The following is a 17,421-nucleotide window of genomic DNA, read 5'->3' on the forward strand; positions in this document are numbered from 1 at the left end:
ATTAAAATTTATCAATTTAATTTTAATCTATAAAACGGACTATTTCTATCACTTAAATTCTAATCATTGTAAATATTATGGCTAAAAGAATTTGTTTTTTCGTTTTACAATTAGTCCTAGTGCTTTATAGTCAAATATTACAAAGTCAGAGCCATCATAAGAAAATAACTTTAAAAGATTCAATAGATGGAGCTATAGACTTAAGTGATTACATTATTTATGCCAACGGTTTTCTTGTAGTTCCAACCTTAATTACAGAACCCGCATTAGGTGGGGTTGGCGGTGCTTTAGTTCCTGTGTTTTTAAAAAAACATGCGCCAATTATAGATGAAAACGGAAAAAAAAGAAGGATAAACCCTGATATGACAGGAGCTTTAGCTATGTATACAGCAAATAAAAGTTGGTTAGCTGGAGGTTTTCGAGTAGGTACATTTATTAAACCTAGGATAAATTATAAAATAATGGCTGCTTATGGACATTTGAACCTCTCATTTTATGAAACCCTACCCTTCAAAGGAGATCAAGAGTTTAAGTTCAATTTTAAATCGGCGTCTGTTTATGTTCAAGCTTTAAAGGAATTTAGAAATTTTAAATGGAGTGCTGGTCCTCAATACTTATTTTTAAATTCAGATATAACCCTACCCAATGATAACCTACCCAATTTTGTTACCGAAAAAGATTTAAAAAGTTCAGTTAGCCAGCTTGGAGGTGCGATACAGTTTGATGGTAGAGATAATGTTTTTACTCCAGATAAAGGTGTCCGTTTTCAATCCGATTTTTTCTGGTCGAATTCAGCTATTGGAAGTGACTATTCCTACTGGCGTCTTAATTATTCTTTAATTGGGTACTATCCTATAACCAAGAAAATCATTGCAGGAATTCGATTTGAAGGTGCTCAAGTTTTGAATGATCCTCCTTTTTATTTAAAACCAAGCATTAATTTACGAGGTGTGCCTGCTGGAAGATATCAAGGCAATGCGACCTTAGTTACTGAAGCTGAATTTAGATTCGATGTTTACAAGCGTTGGAGTGTAATGCTATATGGAGGAGTAGGAGATGCTTTTGATGAATGGGATAATACTTTTAATAAATCTATAACGTATAATTATGGTTCTGGATTTCGATACTTAATTGCAAGAAAATTTAAGTTACGAATGGGGATGGATATAGCAAAAGGCCCCGAACAATGGGCATATTATGTGGTTTTTGGAAGCAATTGGATGCGTTAACAACAAACCTTACTATTAAGATGTTAAAATGAATATGCGATTTGTAACCTAAAACCACTATTACTTTTAGGTTTAAGGTAGTTAAGTGTTAAGTCCGCCTTAAACCTTCCTCTTGAACAATAAACATTCAATACTTTTGTATGAGTAAACACAAGTACCTATGCAAAACAAAAACACTGCCTATTCTATATTAGATTTAGCTATTGTTTCAAAAGGAAATACTTTAGCGGAAACCTTTGAAAATTCTCTAGCACTAGCGCAAGCTGCGGATGAAGTTGGATACCAACGCTATTGGTTAGCAGAGCATCATAATTCTGATGCTATTGGTAGTAGTGCCACTTCTATTTTAATTGGTAAAATTGCTGAAGGCACCAAACGCATAAAAGTAGGTTCCGGTGGTATCATGTTACCAAATCACTCTCCCTTAATAATTGCCGAACAATTTGGAACTTTAGGTATTCTATACCCAAATCGCATAGATTTAGGCTTAGGAAGAGCTCCAGGAACAGATCGAGACACTGCTAACGCTATACGATCGGATTTTTACCAAGCAGCCATGTCTTTTCCTGAAGAAGTTCAAAAATTACAAGATTATTTTTCAATATATAGCGGATCAAATAAGGTTCGCGCCAATGTCGCTGAAGGTGTTAATGTGCCCTTATATATTTTAGGTTCTAGTCATGATAGTGCGCACCTTGCCGCTAAAAAAGGATTACCTTATGCTTTTGCTAGTCATTTTGCTACACCTCTCCTACTGTCTGCATTGGCGGTTTACCGCGAAGAATTTCAACCTTCGGAAGTACTAGATGCACCTTACACCCTAGCTGGTGTTAATATTATTGTAGCAGATACCGATGAAGAAGCCGAGCACATATCAACGTCACTTTATAAAATGATTATTGGCCTTATTACAGGGAAAAGAGGACTCATGCAAGCCCCCGAAGCCATGACTAACGAGCTTCGTGAAATGAGTAAACACCCTTCTGTGCAGCAAATGCTTAAATATTCGTTTATTGGAAGCAAAGCCACTGTAAAAGAAAAAGTGAAAGCTTTTATTGAAGACACTCAGATCGATGAAATTATAGCTGTTACTAATATTTATGATAGCAAAGACCGTATTAAATCCTACCGTTTATTTGCTGAAATTATGCAAGAATTAAATAATGAAGCTTAGTTGCCATAATCAAATATTTTTTCGAATACAGATATAAAAAAAGGAGCCGAAGCTCCTTTTTAAAAATATATCAACATTAAATGATTAAAAACTTAAGGCTATTTTAGCTCGAATAAAAAATGGCGTTCCAGGGGTGAAATGAATTTCTTCCACCGGAGCTGGCTCATCATACAATCGGCTTTCGGTAGCAAATTGGGTTTCATTCCATTCGGTATTAAATAGATTTTCTACAATGATACTGTAAGTCCAATTTTTACAGGTGTAATTCACATTAAAATCGGTTACAAAATAACCTTCAGCTACAATAGAATTATCTTCATTTGCAGGTCTATCATCCACATACCTATAATTTAAACCTCCAGAAAACGCTCCTAAATTATCGACTAGAATTCCTCCAACAGTCGTGAAATCTGGCGCTAACGGAATGTAGTTCTCTCCAGACGGATCATCCACACTTCTACCATGCGCATAATTAGCATCGGAATATAAGTACAACCAGTCTAAAGCTTGGTAACGAGCACCAACATCAACACCTAAGCGCTGAGTTCTTCCGCTAGGCTCTACAATTGCCGCATCGCCTACATACACAAATTCTTGTTCTAAAAACAAGTACCATAAACTGGCATTAATAGCCAATTTATCGGTAGGTTTTAAAATGGTTCCCAAATCGGCGCCATAAGCTGCTGGTAAAATAGATTCGCCTTGATTAGCAATTACTACTCTTGAGTCATTTGAATGAAAACCCATACCTGTGTTTAAAAACAGTTGCACATCTTCATTTACAGAATATATGGTGTTTAATTTCGGACTCACACGCACTTTAGTTTCAGCGATATCGCTATAGGTAACCGACAGTTGATCTTCATATTGAAACTTAAAATAATCAATTCTTGCCGATGGATTAAACGTCCATTTTCCGGTTTTAAATTCGGTATTTAAAAAAGCGTAAGTGTTTACCTCATCAACATCACCAAGTGCTTTGTAATCTAAAACAGTCTTACGATTAAGCGTGTGAGATAACTCTACATCATCGGCATTATCATATCTAAAACCAATACCTGCTTGGTATTTAAAGATTGTATTTTCCCCTAGTTCAATATTTCTATGTTCGTAAACGGTACTTGCTCCTGTAGTTAATCGGTTTTCAAATTGTTTAATTTGATCACCATTTATAGGATCATCTAAGAAAAAGGTAAAATTAGAATACAACTCAAAATTGTACTGCGACACATAAGCTGTTGTTTCTAACGATTGGTTTGCATCAATAGCTTTAGTATGATTTACTAAAAGGTTTGTTCTACTTGTTTCTCCACCTTCGGTATCATCAATGGAACCGAACCGATCAATACTACCATCATCTACGGCACGTTGTGGAATTTGCCCCGAAGCATCCCATTTGCTTTGAAAATGTGATGCCGTAAAACTCACTTCTTGATCGCCAGCTAATTTGTAATTATAGCGTCCTAAAATATTAAAACGGTTAAAATTTTGAGGTGAATCGAACGGGCCATCAGTTAAAGACAGCTCTGAAGCGATATAAGCACTGCTTTTTTCGGTATCTAAAACATTAAACATCCCCATAAGGCGATTGCTATTAAATTGTCCAGCTTCTAACGATAAATAATTTTTATCAATAGATTTTTTAAGCCCTAGATTCACATAACCTGCGGTTGTAAAGTTTCCTTTATCGGCATAATAAGGCCCTTTTCCAAAGTCTATATTTTCGATAGTTTCAGGAATTACAAAGTGTAAATCGGAATACCCTTGTCCGTGTGCGTGCGACACCATATTTACAGGCAATCCGTCAACGGTAAGATTAATATCGGTTCCGTGATCAATATCAAATCCTCTTAAAAAAATCTGTTCTGCTTTTCCTCCTCCAGCATGTTGACCGATAATCAACCCTGGTACTTTTCTTAAAATTTCTTGGGATGATTTTACTGGATCCGTCTGAACATCTACAGCTACAAATTTGCTTAATAGATCTATTTCAGCCAGTAACATCACTTGGTCTAAAGAAATGTTCGCAGGGTTTAAAGTAATAGTTAACGGCGCATTTAAATCATTCTCGTCAACGCGAATTATTTTAGCCTCGTACCCCAAACGCGAAATGTATAAGGTATCGTTTTCTTTTGTTTTGTTTAAAGTAAACACACCCGTTGATGATGTATGCGTATGAATTTCTGTGGTTTTGTTAAACACACTAACTTCTTCAATGGGTTTATTATCTGTGTTAATGATTTTTCCCGTAATATGCTGTGCAAAAAACAGATTTGTGAGCAGCATAAAGCATGCTGATATAATATATTTCATTTATTTCATAATTTGATTAGCCTCAAAATTTTGAGGTGTTTCTATTTTTGAGCAGTCCATAAAAAATCGCTTTTAGCAATAAAAAGACAGCCTGCGTCGAAATGATTTTCATTTATATGAAAACATCCGGCAAGGTTTAATGAACTGAATGATGTTATGAAATATTCCTTGGAGGAGGGGAAAGTATTGGGAGATTAAAATCGTATTGCATTAATAAAGTATGCCATATTTTTTTTGAATCGCTTCGGAACATACTCTTTTTCAGCACATAACCTGAAGCCACTAAATGTTTATCTAAATCGACTTTAAGCACTGGTTTTTGATGCTCATGATCGTCTTCTTCCGAAGAAATCACTGAATCTAAAACAGCTAGTACATTATGTGAATGATTTGGAATGACTTTCCAAGTTGCTGAATGAGCATGATTCGCTAGTGCACGTTTTTCAGAAGTTACATGCTCTCCATAAGCATCATGAGAATGCATTTCAAAAGTTGAAGCAGCATGAGTATGCTCTAAAAACAAATGATCTTCAACAAAGTGTGAAGCCACGTGAAGAATTTTAAACACAGAATCTTTTAAAGGCGAAATCACATAGCAAAAAGCAATGATAAAGATGAAGCCTCTAAAAAGTGTAGAGTTTAAAACTAACTGTGATTTCAATAATATAAAATTAAGAAACGAAAATACAGATTATTTTAACGCTAATTGAGATCTAAGTCTTAAAAACAAGAGGATTTCTATAAACTAAAAAAACCTTGTAAATCTTAATATTTACAAGGTTTTCGATGTCATTGTTATGACTCATGTAGTCGGGGTGGCAGGATTCGAACCTGCGACCTCCGCGTCCCAAACGCGGCGCGATAACCGGGCTACGCTACACCCCGAATAATAGGTTATCTCTAACGGGATGCAAATATACCTTTTTTATTTATTCTACAAATGATTTTTGGGGATTATTTTTTGGATTTGTAAATTTACACAACCGCTTCAACAGCATAAGATTGTTTTTGCTTCATATTCCTCAGGATTATTTTAGTAAATTGCTTATCATTCCGCAGACTCAATAAAAACCAAAATGAAAAAGATTTATATTTCCCTTTTTATAATATTAACAACGCTTTCAGCCTGTTCGCAACAAAAAGAATCAATAGCTGCAACCTCTGCCAACTACAATTACAAAACCGAATTGGTTGTTCCCGATTTAGATATCCCTTGGGGCATGGCCTTTCTTCCCGATGGCAGTATTTTAATCACAGAAAAATCTGGAGAGCTTATTCTGTTTAAAGATGGCAATAAACATACGATTTCTGGGCTTCCTGATGTTTATGTTCGTGGACAAGGCGGTTTATTGGACATTGCCTTGCACCCAAACTACGAAGAAACGGGGTGGATTTATTTTACTTACGCTTCCGCGGAAGGTGAAGATAAAGGCGGAAATACAGCGATTATGCGTGCTCGTTTAGACCAAACAGCACTAGTAGACAACGAACTCCTATACAAAGCTGAGCCTAACACAAGAAGTGGTAACCATTGGGGCTCGCGTATCACTTTTGATAATAATGGTTATTTATATTTCTCAATTGGCGATCGTTACAGCCGAGATGTTAACCCACAAGATATCACTAGGGACTGCGGGAAAATTTATAGATTACATGACGACGGAAGCATCCCGAAAGACAATCCTTTTGTTGATACAAAAAACGCAAAAAAAGCGATTTTCAGTTACGGACATAGAAATCCGCAAGGCCTCATTAAAAACCCAAATACGGGCAAAATCTGGGCACATGAACACGGTCCACAAGGTGGCGATGAAATCAACATCATTGAAATAGGCAAAAACTACGGTTGGCCAGTCATATCGTACGGTGTAAACTACGGTGGCACAACATTAACCGAATTAACACATAAGGAAGGTATGGAACAACCTTTCTTTTACTGGACACCTTCTATCGCACCAAGTGGCATGGCCTATGTAACTTCCGATAAATACCCAGAATGGCAAAACAACCTACTCGTAGGCGCCTTAAAGTTTCAATATTTAGAACACCTTATTATAAAAAACAACAAGGTTGTAAAACGCGAGAAACTATTTGAAAACATTGGCCGTTTAAGAAATGTTGTTCAAGCACCGGATGGCTACATTTACATTGCCGTAGAAGGCAAAGGCATTTACAAAATCGTTGCTAAAACCAAATAATTCAACCTATGAAATTACTACTTTTAAGCATTATTAGTATCACATCTTGCATTCTTTTTAACATTAAACCTCAGGATCCATTGCAAGAAAGCATCGACCGCGGCGAAGTTATTTATGCCGATTTTTGTGTGACTTGCCATCTACCAAACGGAGCGGGCGTAAAAAATGTTTATCCGCCATTAGCGAAATCAGATTATCTAATGGAAAAAAGAAACGCGAGCATTCATTTATTAAAATACGGCATCAATGAACCGATAGTCGTAAATAACATCACTTATAATGGAAACATGCCTGCCATGGGTTTAGACGACGATGAAATTGCCGATGTTATGAACTACATTACTAACGCATGGGGCAATACCAATAAAAAAATGATTACCGAAAAAGAGGTGTCAGCTATTAAAAAATAAACATTTGCACGAAATCACTTTTACATTTAACTAACTTTGCAAAAGCGTTCAATAAAACAAACAAATCATGCTTATTATAGGAATTGCAGGTGGTACTGGTTGCGGAAAAACAACCGTTGTCAATAAAATACTTAACGAACTTCCCGAAGGTGAAGTTGGTGTGATTTCGCAGGACTCCTATTATATGGACACCACACATTTAAGTTACGATGAACGTATAAAAATAAATTTTGATCATCCCAGATCGATTGATTTTGAATTACTCACAGCTCACCTCAAAGATTTAAAAAGCAACAAAACCATAGAGCAGCCTGTATATTCCTTTGTAAAACACAACAGAACGGGTGATGTTATTTTAACCCATCCGCGGAAAGTGATGATTGTTGAAGGCATTTTAATTCTAACAAATCCTGAACTTAGAGATTTATGTGATATTAAAATTTATGTACACGCCGATAGTGATGAACGCCTAATTAGACGTTTAAAACGTGATATTGCAGAACGTGGTAGAGATTTAGATGAAGTTTTGGCTCGCTACCAAACCACCTTAAAACCGATGCACACCCAATTTATTGAGCCTACAAAAGAGTATGCCGATATTATAATACCTAACAACAAGCACAATGTTGTAGCTGTAGATATTATAAAAAATATTATCGCTCAAAAATTATAACATGAAATTCAAAAAGAACAAATATTTAAAACCTTTTAAGAACGTTTTTCTGCCTATTGGTGCAGGATTTATTGTTTGGATGCTTTTTTTTGATGCCAATTCATGGATTATTCACAGTGAATTAAACGGTGAAATTGACGCGCTTGAAAACGAAAAAGAATACTATAGAAAGGAAATTATTAAAGATAAAAAAGATCTTAAAATCCTAGAAACTAGTGAAGGCTTAGAAGAATTTGCTAGAGAAAAGTATTACATGAAATACCCCAACGAGGAAATTTATATTATTGAATATGAAGACAGCCTAAAAACTGATGCAGATGACTAAAGGTCTATTTAGCGAATTCAATCCTGTTTCCTCAAAACAATGGAAACAAAAAATACAGTACGATTTACAAGGTGCTGACTATAACAATACGCTTATTTGGAATTCCAATGAAGCTATTGCGGTTAAACCTTTTTATCATGTCGACGGTTTTAATGAATACCCTCAAACTTCAAACACCGAAGCAACACAATGGAAAATCTGTCAAACTATTTTTGTTGCCGATGTTGAAAAATCCAACCAACACGCCATAGATATTCTAAATCGTGGCGCAGAAAGCATTAAGTTCATTTTACCATCTGAAGCCATTTCTATTGAAAAATTATTCAAGAATATTGACCCTAACACCAATCAGTTCGTTTTCGAGCTTCAGTGTCTTTCAGAAACCCTTGTTCAAAATATATTAAAACATATTCCGAAAGCAATTATTGATCTTGATATCATTCATCAGCTTGCAAAAACTGGGAATTGGTTTAATAATATCCATACAGACTTTAAAAGTTACGAAAGCATAACTTCTGAAACTTCAACAATCACGGTTGATGTTTCGTTATATCAAAATTCAGGAGCTACTATGGTCCAGCAACTCGCCTATGCCCTAGCCCATGCCAATGAATACGTGAACGCTTTAGAGAATCGCTCGATTAAATTAGCCCATTATCAAATGGTCTTTAACGTAGCTGTTGGAACAAATTACTTTTTTGAAATCGCCAAACTTAAAGCCTTGCGCATCCTTTGGGAAACTTTAGCCACTGCATACGGCATGAATACCAACTGCCAAATTACAGCAACACCAACAAAACGCAATAAAACCATTTACGATGCTCATAACAACATGCTGCGAACCACTACGGAATGTATGAGTGCGATACTTGGAGGCGCGAATACGATTTGCAATCAGGCTTACGACAGTATATTTAAGAAAACCAATGAATTTACCGAACGTATTGCTAGAAATCAATTGCTTATTCTAAAACATGAAAGTTATTTTGATAAAGTGAATAATCCTTCTGACGGATCTTATTACATCGAAAGTTTAACTGAGCAACTTTCTGAAAAAGCTTTGGAATTATTTAAAGACATCGAACAAAACGGCGGTTTCTTAAAACAACTCAAGGCTGGCATTATTCAAAGAAAAATTAAAGAAAGCTCCCAGAAGGAAGAACAACTATTTGAAAATGGCGATACCTTTTTAATTGGCACCAACAAGCATCAAAATCCAGATGACCTCATGAAAGATCAATTGGATCTGTATCCATTTATAAAAATTAATCCAAGAAAAACCTTAATAGAACCTATAATAGAAAAACGATTAGCTGAATCTCAAGAACAAAAACGATTAAAAAATGAACACTAAAACACTCTTAAAATTCACCTTTATTGCACTTTTATTGACAGTAACTTTTAGCTGTAAAAAAGAAAACACTTTTACCAATTTCAAGTATGCAGACAAACCTGAAACCATAACATGCGAAGGTGTAAATAACAAGTTACTAAAGGAAGCGTTATACAGTTTTGAAGCAGACATTTTTATTTATTACAAAAAAAACAGACCACAAAATAGGTTAAACCAAGCCTACAGTCAATTCATTAGAAATACATCGTACAACGGTGTGAAATTTGAAGAAATCGCTTCCCCACATACCATTGAAATTTTTGAAGCCTTAAAAAATGAAAACGAACTATGGGATGCTAACAACCCAAAAAGTCATTTAAATTACAATAGCGCCTTTATAGAATGCATTTCAAACAACATAAAAGATCAAGCATTAAAAACCACATTTAACGCCCTATTGTCTACAAACAGTTTAAGTCCGAAACTATTCAGCGCAGCCTTATCGAGTAAATACACGAGTGCCTTAAGTGATAAATATCTCGCGACTTATATCGCATTAGACTTTTATTACTCAAAATTATACGACGTCGATTTAACCAAAATTAGTCAAGTAGAACCAGAGCAAGAAGTGGATTTCAACAAAATACCAAAATAAACAAACCTGTAATTTTATTACTGAAAGCATACTAATTTGAGAAAAAACCTTCAACATATCACCATAAAGAAAAGTGCACTGAGCAAAAACTCTAGAGCTGAAGATTCTTTTTCAACAGCTGAAGGCATTGATATCAAATCAAACTATTCAAAAACAGATGTTGAAAACTTGGAACATCTAAATTTTGTTGCTGGAATTTCGCCATACCTTCGTGGCCCATACAGTACCATGTATGCACATAAACCGTGGACTATACGACAATATGCTGGTTTTTCAACCGCAGAAGAAAGTAATGCCTTTTATATAAGAAACTTAAAATCAGGTCAAAAAGGACTTTCAGTTGCTTTTGATTTGGCCACGCATCGGGGTTACGATTCCGATCATGAACGTGTTGTTGGCGATGTTGGAAAAGCTGGTGTAGCCATCGATTCTGTTGAGGACATGAAAATGCTTTTCGATAAAATCCCCTTAGATAAAATGTCGGTTTCCATGACTATGAATGGCGCCGTATTACCCATCTTGGCCTTTTACATTGTGGCTGCGCAAGAACAAGGTGTCAAGCCTGAACAACTCAAAGGCACTATACAAAATGATATTTTAAAGGAATTCATGGTTAGGAATACCTATATCTATCCACCTGAACCGTCAATGAAAATCATTTCAGATATTTTTGAGTTTACGAGCAAACACATGCCTAAATTCAACAGTATTAGCATTTCCGGTTATCACATTCAAGAAGCTGGAGCAACCTGCGACATTGAGTTAGCTTACACCTTAGCCGATGGTTTAGAGTATGTACGAACAGGCTTAGCTACAGGCATGGATATTGATAATTTCGCCCCGCGCTTGTCTTTTTTCTGGGGTATTGGCTTGAATCATTTTATGGAAATTGCAAAAATGCGAGCCGCAAGAATGTTATGGGCGAAATTGATGAAACCTTTTAATCCTAAAAACCCAAAATCATCCATGCTGCGCACGCATTGTCAAACTTCTGGCTGGAGTTTAACCGAGCAGGATCATTTTAACAATGTGACCAGAACAACCATAGAAGCTACATCTGCGGTATTTGGAGGCACACAAAGTTTACACACCAACGCCCTGGATGAAGCCATAGCTTTACCAACCGATTTTTCGGCTAGAATTGCCAGAAACACACAATTGTTTTTGCAAAATGAAACACAAATTACAAAAACGGTTGATCCTTGGGCTGGTAGTTATTTTATAGAAAAATTAACACACGATATTGCTGATAAAGCCTGGAAACATATTGAAGAAATTGAAGCTTTAGGAGGCATGACTAAAGCTCTCGAAGCTGGTATTCCTAAAATTAGAATACAGGAAGCCGCTGCTAAAAAACAAGCACGCATAGATTCTGGTCAAGATATTATTGTAGGCGTTAATAAATTTCAACCTTTAAAAGACACGCATATTTCTACTTTAGAAGTGGATAATCATGCCGTACGCGATGCCCAAATAGAAAGATTAAACACCTTAAAGACTGAAAGAGATTCTGAAAAAGTAACAGTCGCTTTAGCCAATTTAACAAAAGCTGCTAAAATTTCATTAAATTCGGAAGATGTAACTTCTGGAAAAAAGCACCAAATGCAGGAAGATTCAAACCTGCTCGCTTTGGCTATTATAGCAGCCAAAGAACGTGCCACGCTAGGTGAAATTAGCGATGCTTTAGAGGCTGTTTTCGGAAGACACAAAGCAGAAACAAAATCGTTTTCAGGGGTGTATAGTAAAGAAATAAAGGAAGACAAAGCTTTTAAGAAGGCTCAAAAACTAGCTGATGAATTTGCAATTCAAGACGGCAGAAGACCCCGTATTATGGTTGCTAAAATTGGCCAGGACGGCCATGATCGTGGTGCCCGAGTGGTTGCTACGGCTTATGCCGATGTTGGTTTTGATGTCGATATTGGTCCGTTATTCCAAACACCCGAAGAAGCCGCTAAACAAGCCGTTGAAAATGATGTGCACATTTTAGGTATTTCCTCATTGGCAGCAGGACATAAAACTTTAGTCCCACAAGTTATTGAAGCCTTAAAGAATTATGGGCGTGATGACATTATGGTCATCGTAGGCGGTGTAGTCCCTAAGCAAGATTATCAGTTTTTATTTGACGCAGGAACTGTGGCTGTATTTGGCCCTGGCACTAAAATTAGTGAGGCCGCGATAAAAATTTTAAAAATTTTAATAGATTAGCTTATAATTATTTAAAATATATCCCTTTTTTTACAAGTATTTTGTTAACAAGTTCAATTTTTATTCCTAATTAAATAATCGTATTTTTGGCGCGAATAAAACCAAATCACTTTATGGGTAAAATCATAGCTATCGCTAATCAAAAAGGAGGCGTAGGTAAAACCACGACTTCTATAAATTTAGCAGCTTCATTAGGCGTGCTTGAAAAAAAAGTATTATTGATTGATGCAGACCCTCAGGCAAATGCTACGTCCGGAATTGGTATTGATGTAGAAACAGTTGAAATTGGCACTTACCAGTTACTTGAGCATTCACATATTGCTAAAGAAGCCGTGGTAAAAACCGAAACACCAAACCTGGATATCATTCCTGCACACATTGATTTGGTCGCTATCGAAATCGAGTTGGTTGACAAAGACCAACGCGAGTATATGCTAAAAAAAGCATTACAAGAAATTAAAGAAGATTACGATTATATTTTAATTGATTGTGCACCTTCTCTAGGTTTATTAACTTTAAATGCACTTACTGCTGCAGACTCTGTTATTATTCCTATTCAATGTGAATATTTCGCTTTGGAAGGTTTAGGAAAACTTTTAAACACGATTAAAAGTGTTCAAAAAATACACAATTCAGATCTGGATATTGAAGGTCTTTTATTAACGATGTACGATTCACGTTTACGTTTATCAAATCAAGTTGTAGAAGAAGTTCAAAAACATTTCAACGATATGGTGTTTCAAACCATCATTCAGAGAAATGTACGTTTAAGTGAAGCACCAAGTTACGGTGAAAGCATTATTAACTATGATGCAGCAAGTAAAGGCGCTACAAATTATTTAAGTTTAGCAAAAGAAATTATCAATAAAAACTCATAACTATTATGGCTAAGGCAATAAAAAAACAGGCTTTAGGTAGAGGTTTATCTGCACTATTAAAAGACCCGAGTAACGACATTCAATCGGTACAAGATGAAAACGCAGATAAAGTTATTGGTAATATTGTGGAATTGGATATCGACTTCATCGAGGTTAACCCATTCCAACCGCGAACTAATTTTAGCGAAGAATCGCTTCGTGAACTCGCAACTTCCATTAAAGAATTAGGCATCATTCAACCTATAACGGTTAGAAAACTAGGTTTAAATCAATACCAATTGGTTTCTGGTGAGCGTCGTTATAGAGCTTCTAAATTATTAAGTTTAGAAACCATTCCTGCATACGTAAGAATTGCGAACGATCAGGAATCGCTAGAAATGGCTCTTGTTGAAAATATTCAGCGTCAAGATTTAGATCCTATTGAAATCGCACTATCCTACCAACGCCTAATAGACGAAATTAATTTAACGCAGGAACAAATGAGCGAGCGTGTTGGAAAAAAACGTTCAACAATCGCTAACTATTTGCGTTTATTAAAACTGGATCCTATTATTCAAACAGGGATGCGTGATGGTTTTCTTTCTATGGGACATGGTCGTGCTCTCATTACCGTTGAAGATCAAAATATTCAACTTGATATTTACGAAAAAATACTTTCTAATAAACTTTCCGTTAGAGAAACAGAACAGTTAGTTCGTGACTATAATGATTCAGATCAAACGGAAACACCTGCAGCAAAAACAAAAGAAACAGGTGTTCCTGATTTTGTAAAAACTGGCGTTACGGCGTTTTCAGAATACTTTGGACATAAAATCGACGTTAAAGTCTCAAAGAATGGAAAAGGTAAAATCACTATACCGTTTCATTCTGAAGAAGATTTTAATCGTATCAAAAAACTCGTTGAAGGTGATTCTAAATAAACCTCTAATAGCTTGTGTTTTCTTTTTTCTATGTTGCTTTTCAATAACAGCTCAAGAAGAAGAAACTACCGCTAAAAAAGAATCTAAAACAGAAGTTCCTAATGTGATCGCTGTAGATTCTATAATTGAAATTAGAGAACCTATCAATCCGCTAGCACCTGCAAAAGCCGCTTTCTATTCGGCAATTTTACCTGGTTTAGGTCAAGCTTACAACAAAAAGTATTGGAAAATACCGATCGTTTGGGCCGCCTTAGGAACAGGGATCTATTTCTACTCAACAAACAACAAAGAGTATAACCGATACCGTGATGCTTACAAAAGCAGACTCGCCGGCTTTACAAACGATGAGTTTTATTTGGATAGCAACGGTAACCAGTTAACCAGCCCAACGGTAACGACCGAGGCCTTACAGCGTGGTCAAGAATTTTACCGCCGAAACAAAGAAATATCACTTTTAATTACAATTGGTTTGTATGCTTTAAATATTATTGACGCCAATGTAGATGCGCATTTAATGCAATATAACATTGATGAAAATTTATCGCTAGCACCACATTATAGAATAAATGAATTTGATGCGTCTAGCAATCTAGGATTAACCCTTAATTTTAATTTTTAATAGAGAACCGGTTGATCGTAAACTAGCATAAACGACCTCTTAAAATAGAAAATAACATCTTACAAGATGTAAAATAATAAAAAAACACAGATGAAAATAGCATTACTTGGATACGGGAAAATGGGAAAAACTATTGAACAAATCGCTATAAAACGCGGTCATGAAGTCGTTTTAACCATCGATAAAAACGACACGGATTATGACATCACTAAAGCAGATGTAGCTATCGATTTTAGCATCCCTAATGTAGCCTTTAATAACATTTCAAACTGCTTAAATAATAATGTTCCTGTTATTTCTGGAACTACAGGATGGCTAGATCGTTATGATGAGGCAGTAGCCTTATGTAAAGAAAAAAATGGTGCCTTTATTTATGCCTCAAATTACAGTCTAGGAGTTAATATCTTTTTCGAACTGAATAAAACACTTGCAAAAATGATGAGTACTTTGAAACAATATAATATTTCTATGGAAGAAATTCATCATACTCAAAAACTAGATGCGCCAAGCGGAACGGCTATTTCTTTAGCTAAAGATGTTATCGCCAATAATTCAAACTATACCAATTGGAAATTGGATGAAGGTGACGAAACCACCATTCCAATTGTAGCCAAACGTATCGAAGAGGTTCCTGGAACACATACCGTGACTTACAACAGTGAAGTAGATACTATAAATATCGAACATATCGCGCACACCAGACAAGGTTTTGCTTTAGGCGCCGTAGTTGCCGCTGAATGGATTGTTGGAAAATCAGGGGTTTTCACAATGAATGATGTGTTAAATATTGGTTAATAGTAATCCGTTTCTGTAACACATGAAGTCACCTTTACTACTAACAAAAAACTAAAAATATTAGATTATGACATTAACACAATGGTTTATATTCATTTTAATTATTCAGGTTATTCATGGCTTAGGCACCTGGAAATTATACATTAAAGCAGGTAGACAAGCTTGGGAAGCATTTGTTCCCGTGTACAACGCTGTTATTTTAATGAAAATCATAAACCGACCAGTTTGGTGGGTCATCCTATTATTTTTACCAATTGTTAATCTCATCATGTTTCCGGTAATTTGGGTAGAGACCGCTAGAAGTTTCGGAAAAAACCAAACCATAGATACCGTATTAGCCATAGTAACATTAGGTTTATATAGCTACTACCTTAACTATGCAGGAGATGTTACTTATATTGAAAATCGCAGTTTATCACCTAGAACAAGTGCAGGCGATTGGATAAGCTCCATTCTATTTGCCATTGTTGCAGCCACGATTGTACATACGTATATCATTCAACCATTTACGATTCCGTCATCATCTTTAGAAAAATCATTATTGGTAGGTGACTTCTTATTTGTTAGTAAATTTCATTACGGCGCTAGAGTTCCAATGACTACCGTTGCAGCTCCTATGGTGCATGATACAATTCCTGGGATTGATAGTAAATCATATTTGTTTGACGACCATTACGAGGAAAGAAACACCTCTTGGAAAAATAAATTACAATTACCATACTTAAGATTTCCAGGTTTTGAAGACATAGAACGTAACGACATTGTGGTATTCAATCAACCAGCCGATACGCTGTTAGACATGAATAACTTTAAGCCAAATAGAAATTACTACAAACCTATAGACAAAAAAACAAACCTTGTTAAGCGTTGTGTTGGTGTTGCTGGTGACACTTTAGAGGTAAGAGAAGGATTTGTATATATTAATGGAAAGAAGAATGAGTTACCAGACCGTGCGCATTTACAATTTAGTTATTATGTGCAGCCTAAAACTAACCAGTTTAACCCAGCGTATCTAAAAGAACGTTATGACATTACTGATGGGTTTGGCATCATAAATAAGAATAACACTTATTACTTTTCAGCTATTTCAGATGAAGCTTTAGCCGGCTTTAAAGACAATCCGAATGTAACTAGTATCAAACCCAATATTCAAGAAAAAGGTTTAAGAGACCCTAACATTTTCCCACACGACCCAGCCTACAATTGGAACGTTGATTTTTTCGGACCGTTATACATTCCTGAAGCAGGCAAAAGCATTGCGATAAACTTAGAGAACTTACCTTTATACAAACGTGTTATTTCAGAATATGAAGGCAATGACTTAAAAGTTCAAGGCAATCAAATTTTGATTAATGGTGAAGTTGCTAACAACTACACCTTCAAGCAAAATTATTATTGGATGATGGGGGATAACCGCCATAATTCTATAGATGCCCGTGCATGGGGCTTTGTGCCATTCGATCACGTGGTAGGTAAACCTGTATTTATTTGGATGAGTTGGGATGGCGGAAAAGCCAGATGGGACCGTTTCTTTACTACTGTAAGCGGAGAAGGAAAAGCCACTTCATTTTTAATTCCGTTCTTAATTTTACTTGCAGGATATTTTGGATTTAGTAAATGGAGAAGCCGTAAAAAAGCAAATAATTAAAAACCTATTATAAACGGTACTGAAGACTTTTCGGTACCGTTATCTT

The 17,421-nt window shown here is 35.8% G+C and carries 16 protein-coding genes and 1 tRNA gene; 14 read left to right on the top strand and 3 right to left on the bottom strand.

The genetic code is table 11. From position 1 onward, the window contains the following. Nucleotides 1-77 precede the first annotated feature (77 nt). Nucleotides 78-1,229 carry a BamA/TamA family outer membrane protein gene (locus Q4566_RS09380; RefSeq protein WP_303420451.1) on the top strand — a complete coding sequence of 384 codons (1,152 nt, stop codon included), beginning with the start codon at nucleotides 78-80 and terminating at the stop codon, nucleotides 1,227-1,229. A 160-nt stretch (nucleotides 1,230-1,389) separates the two neighbouring features. Then, nucleotides 1,390-2,403: an LLM class flavin-dependent oxidoreductase gene (locus tag Q4566_RS09385; RefSeq protein ID WP_303420453.1), complete on the top strand. Its 1,014-nt coding sequence runs from the start codon at nucleotides 1,390-1,392 to the stop codon at nucleotides 2,401-2,403. 84 nt (nucleotides 2,404-2,487) lie between these two features. Here the strand turns inward: Q4566_RS09385 and Q4566_RS09390 are convergent, their stop codons facing one another. The 3 genes from Q4566_RS09390 to Q4566_RS09400 form a co-directional block, all read right to left on the bottom strand. After that, the gene (locus Q4566_RS09390) at nucleotides 2,488-4,716 is read right to left on the bottom strand and encodes a TonB-dependent receptor plug domain-containing protein (protein ID WP_303420455.1); all 2,229 of its coding nucleotides are present in this window, start codon (nucleotides 4,714-4,716) and stop codon (nucleotides 2,488-2,490) included. Between the two features lie 154 nt (nucleotides 4,717-4,870). Then, nucleotides 4,871-5,377, bottom strand: a complete 507-nt coding sequence (locus tag Q4566_RS09395) for a hypothetical protein (RefSeq protein WP_303420457.1) — start codon at nucleotides 5,375-5,377, stop codon at nucleotides 4,871-4,873. 149 nt (nucleotides 5,378-5,526) lie between these two features. Continuing rightward, nucleotides 5,527-5,601 (bottom strand) — tRNA-Pro (locus Q4566_RS09400). Between the two features lie 191 nt (nucleotides 5,602-5,792). On the opposite strand from Q4566_RS09400, the gene Q4566_RS09405 reads away from it, so the two are divergent. The 12 genes from Q4566_RS09405 to lepB all read left to right on the top strand — a co-directional run bounded on the left by Q4566_RS09405 (nucleotide 5,793) and on the right by lepB (nucleotide 17,375). Further along, nucleotides 5,793-6,914, top strand: coding sequence for a PQQ-dependent sugar dehydrogenase (locus Q4566_RS09405; RefSeq protein WP_303420459.1), 1,122 nt, complete (start codon nucleotides 5,793-5,795; stop codon nucleotides 6,912-6,914). An 8-nt stretch (nucleotides 6,915-6,922) separates the two neighbouring features. Further along, a complete protein-coding gene (locus Q4566_RS09410) occupies nucleotides 6,923-7,324 on the top strand; it encodes a cytochrome c (RefSeq protein ID WP_303420461.1) in 402 nt (133 codons plus the stop codon). Between the two features lie 67 nt (nucleotides 7,325-7,391). Next, complete coding sequence (gene udk / locus Q4566_RS09415; RefSeq protein WP_303420464.1) at nucleotides 7,392-7,997, top strand: uridine kinase; 606 nt, start codon at nucleotides 7,392-7,394, stop codon at nucleotides 7,995-7,997. 1 nt (nucleotide 7,998) lies between these two features. Beyond that, the gene (locus tag Q4566_RS09420; protein WP_303420466.1) at nucleotides 7,999-8,322 is read left to right on the top strand and encodes a septum formation initiator family protein; all 324 of its coding nucleotides are present in this window, start codon (nucleotides 7,999-8,001) and stop codon (nucleotides 8,320-8,322) included. Continuing rightward, on the top strand, nucleotides 8,315-9,676 hold the full coding sequence (locus Q4566_RS09425; RefSeq protein ID WP_303420468.1) for a methylmalonyl-CoA mutase subunit beta: 1,362 nt from the start codon (nucleotides 8,315-8,317) through the stop codon (nucleotides 9,674-9,676). Before Q4566_RS09420 ends, Q4566_RS09425 begins: the two co-directional genes overlap by 8 nt. Continuing rightward, complete coding sequence (locus tag Q4566_RS09430) at nucleotides 9,666-10,310, top strand: hypothetical protein (RefSeq protein WP_303420470.1); 645 nt, start codon at nucleotides 9,666-9,668, stop codon at nucleotides 10,308-10,310. Before Q4566_RS09425 ends, Q4566_RS09430 begins: the two co-directional genes overlap by 11 nt. A 36-nt stretch (nucleotides 10,311-10,346) precedes the next feature. Then, nucleotides 10,347-12,515 (top strand): methylmalonyl-CoA mutase, encoded by a 2,169-nt coding sequence (scpA, locus tag Q4566_RS09435; RefSeq protein ID WP_303420472.1) that lies wholly within the window; start codon nucleotides 10,347-10,349, stop codon nucleotides 12,513-12,515. 113 nt (nucleotides 12,516-12,628) lie between these two features. Beyond that, a complete protein-coding gene (locus tag Q4566_RS09440) occupies nucleotides 12,629-13,393 on the top strand; it encodes a ParA family protein (protein ID WP_303420474.1) in 765 nt (254 codons plus the stop codon). 5 nt (nucleotides 13,394-13,398) lie between these two features. Then, complete coding sequence (locus Q4566_RS09445; RefSeq protein WP_303420476.1) at nucleotides 13,399-14,313, top strand: ParB/RepB/Spo0J family partition protein; 915 nt, start codon at nucleotides 13,399-13,401, stop codon at nucleotides 14,311-14,313. Continuing rightward, entirely contained in the window at nucleotides 14,303-14,932 is a 630-nt protein-coding gene (locus Q4566_RS09450; protein WP_408056946.1) for a DUF5683 domain-containing protein, read from the top strand. Before Q4566_RS09445 ends, Q4566_RS09450 begins: the two co-directional genes overlap by 11 nt. A gap of 90 nt (nucleotides 14,933-15,022) precedes the next feature. Next, nucleotides 15,023-15,727 (top strand): 4-hydroxy-tetrahydrodipicolinate reductase, encoded by a 705-nt coding sequence (dapB, locus tag Q4566_RS09455; RefSeq protein WP_303420480.1) that lies wholly within the window; start codon nucleotides 15,023-15,025, stop codon nucleotides 15,725-15,727. Between the two features lie 67 nt (nucleotides 15,728-15,794). After that, a complete protein-coding gene (gene lepB / locus Q4566_RS09460) occupies nucleotides 15,795-17,375 on the top strand; it encodes a signal peptidase I (protein ID WP_303420482.1) in 1,581 nt (526 codons plus the stop codon). The last annotated feature ends 46 nt before the right edge of the window (nucleotides 17,376-17,421 follow it).

This window comes from Tamlana sp. 2_MG-2023 (genome assembly GCF_030548465.1).
Classification (GTDB): domain Bacteria; phylum Bacteroidota; class Bacteroidia; order Flavobacteriales; family Flavobacteriaceae; genus Pseudotamlana.

Coding starts and splice junctions, on each gene's coding strand:
- Q4566_RS09380 (WP_303420451.1), top strand. CDS start 78: ATGGCTAAAAGAATTTGTTTTTTCGTTTTACAATTAGTCCTAGTGCTT.
- Q4566_RS09385 (WP_303420453.1), top strand. CDS start 1,390: ATGCAAAACAAAAACACTGCCTATTCTATATTAGATTTAGCTATTGTT.
- Q4566_RS09390 (WP_303420455.1), bottom strand. CDS start 4,716: ATGAAATATATTATATCAGCATGCTTTATGCTGCTCACAAATCTGTTT.
- Q4566_RS09405 (WP_303420459.1), top strand. CDS start 5,793: ATGAAAAAGATTTATATTTCCCTTTTTATAATATTAACAACGCTTTCA.
- Q4566_RS09410 (WP_303420461.1), top strand. CDS start 6,923: ATGAAATTACTACTTTTAAGCATTATTAGTATCACATCTTGCATTCTT.
- udk (WP_303420464.1), top strand. CDS start 7,392: ATGCTTATTATAGGAATTGCAGGTGGTACTGGTTGCGGAAAAACAACC.
- Q4566_RS09420 (WP_303420466.1), top strand. CDS start 7,999: ATGAAATTCAAAAAGAACAAATATTTAAAACCTTTTAAGAACGTTTTT.
- Q4566_RS09425 (WP_303420468.1), top strand. CDS start 8,315: ATGACTAAAGGTCTATTTAGCGAATTCAATCCTGTTTCCTCAAAACAA.
- Q4566_RS09430 (WP_303420470.1), top strand. CDS start 9,666: ATGAACACTAAAACACTCTTAAAATTCACCTTTATTGCACTTTTATTG.
- Q4566_RS09440 (WP_303420474.1), top strand. CDS start 12,629: ATGGGTAAAATCATAGCTATCGCTAATCAAAAAGGAGGCGTAGGTAAA.
- Q4566_RS09445 (WP_303420476.1), top strand. CDS start 13,399: ATGGCTAAGGCAATAAAAAAACAGGCTTTAGGTAGAGGTTTATCTGCA.
- dapB (WP_303420480.1), top strand. CDS start 15,023: ATGAAAATAGCATTACTTGGATACGGGAAAATGGGAAAAACTATTGAA.
- lepB (WP_303420482.1), top strand. CDS start 15,795: ATGACATTAACACAATGGTTTATATTCATTTTAATTATTCAGGTTATT.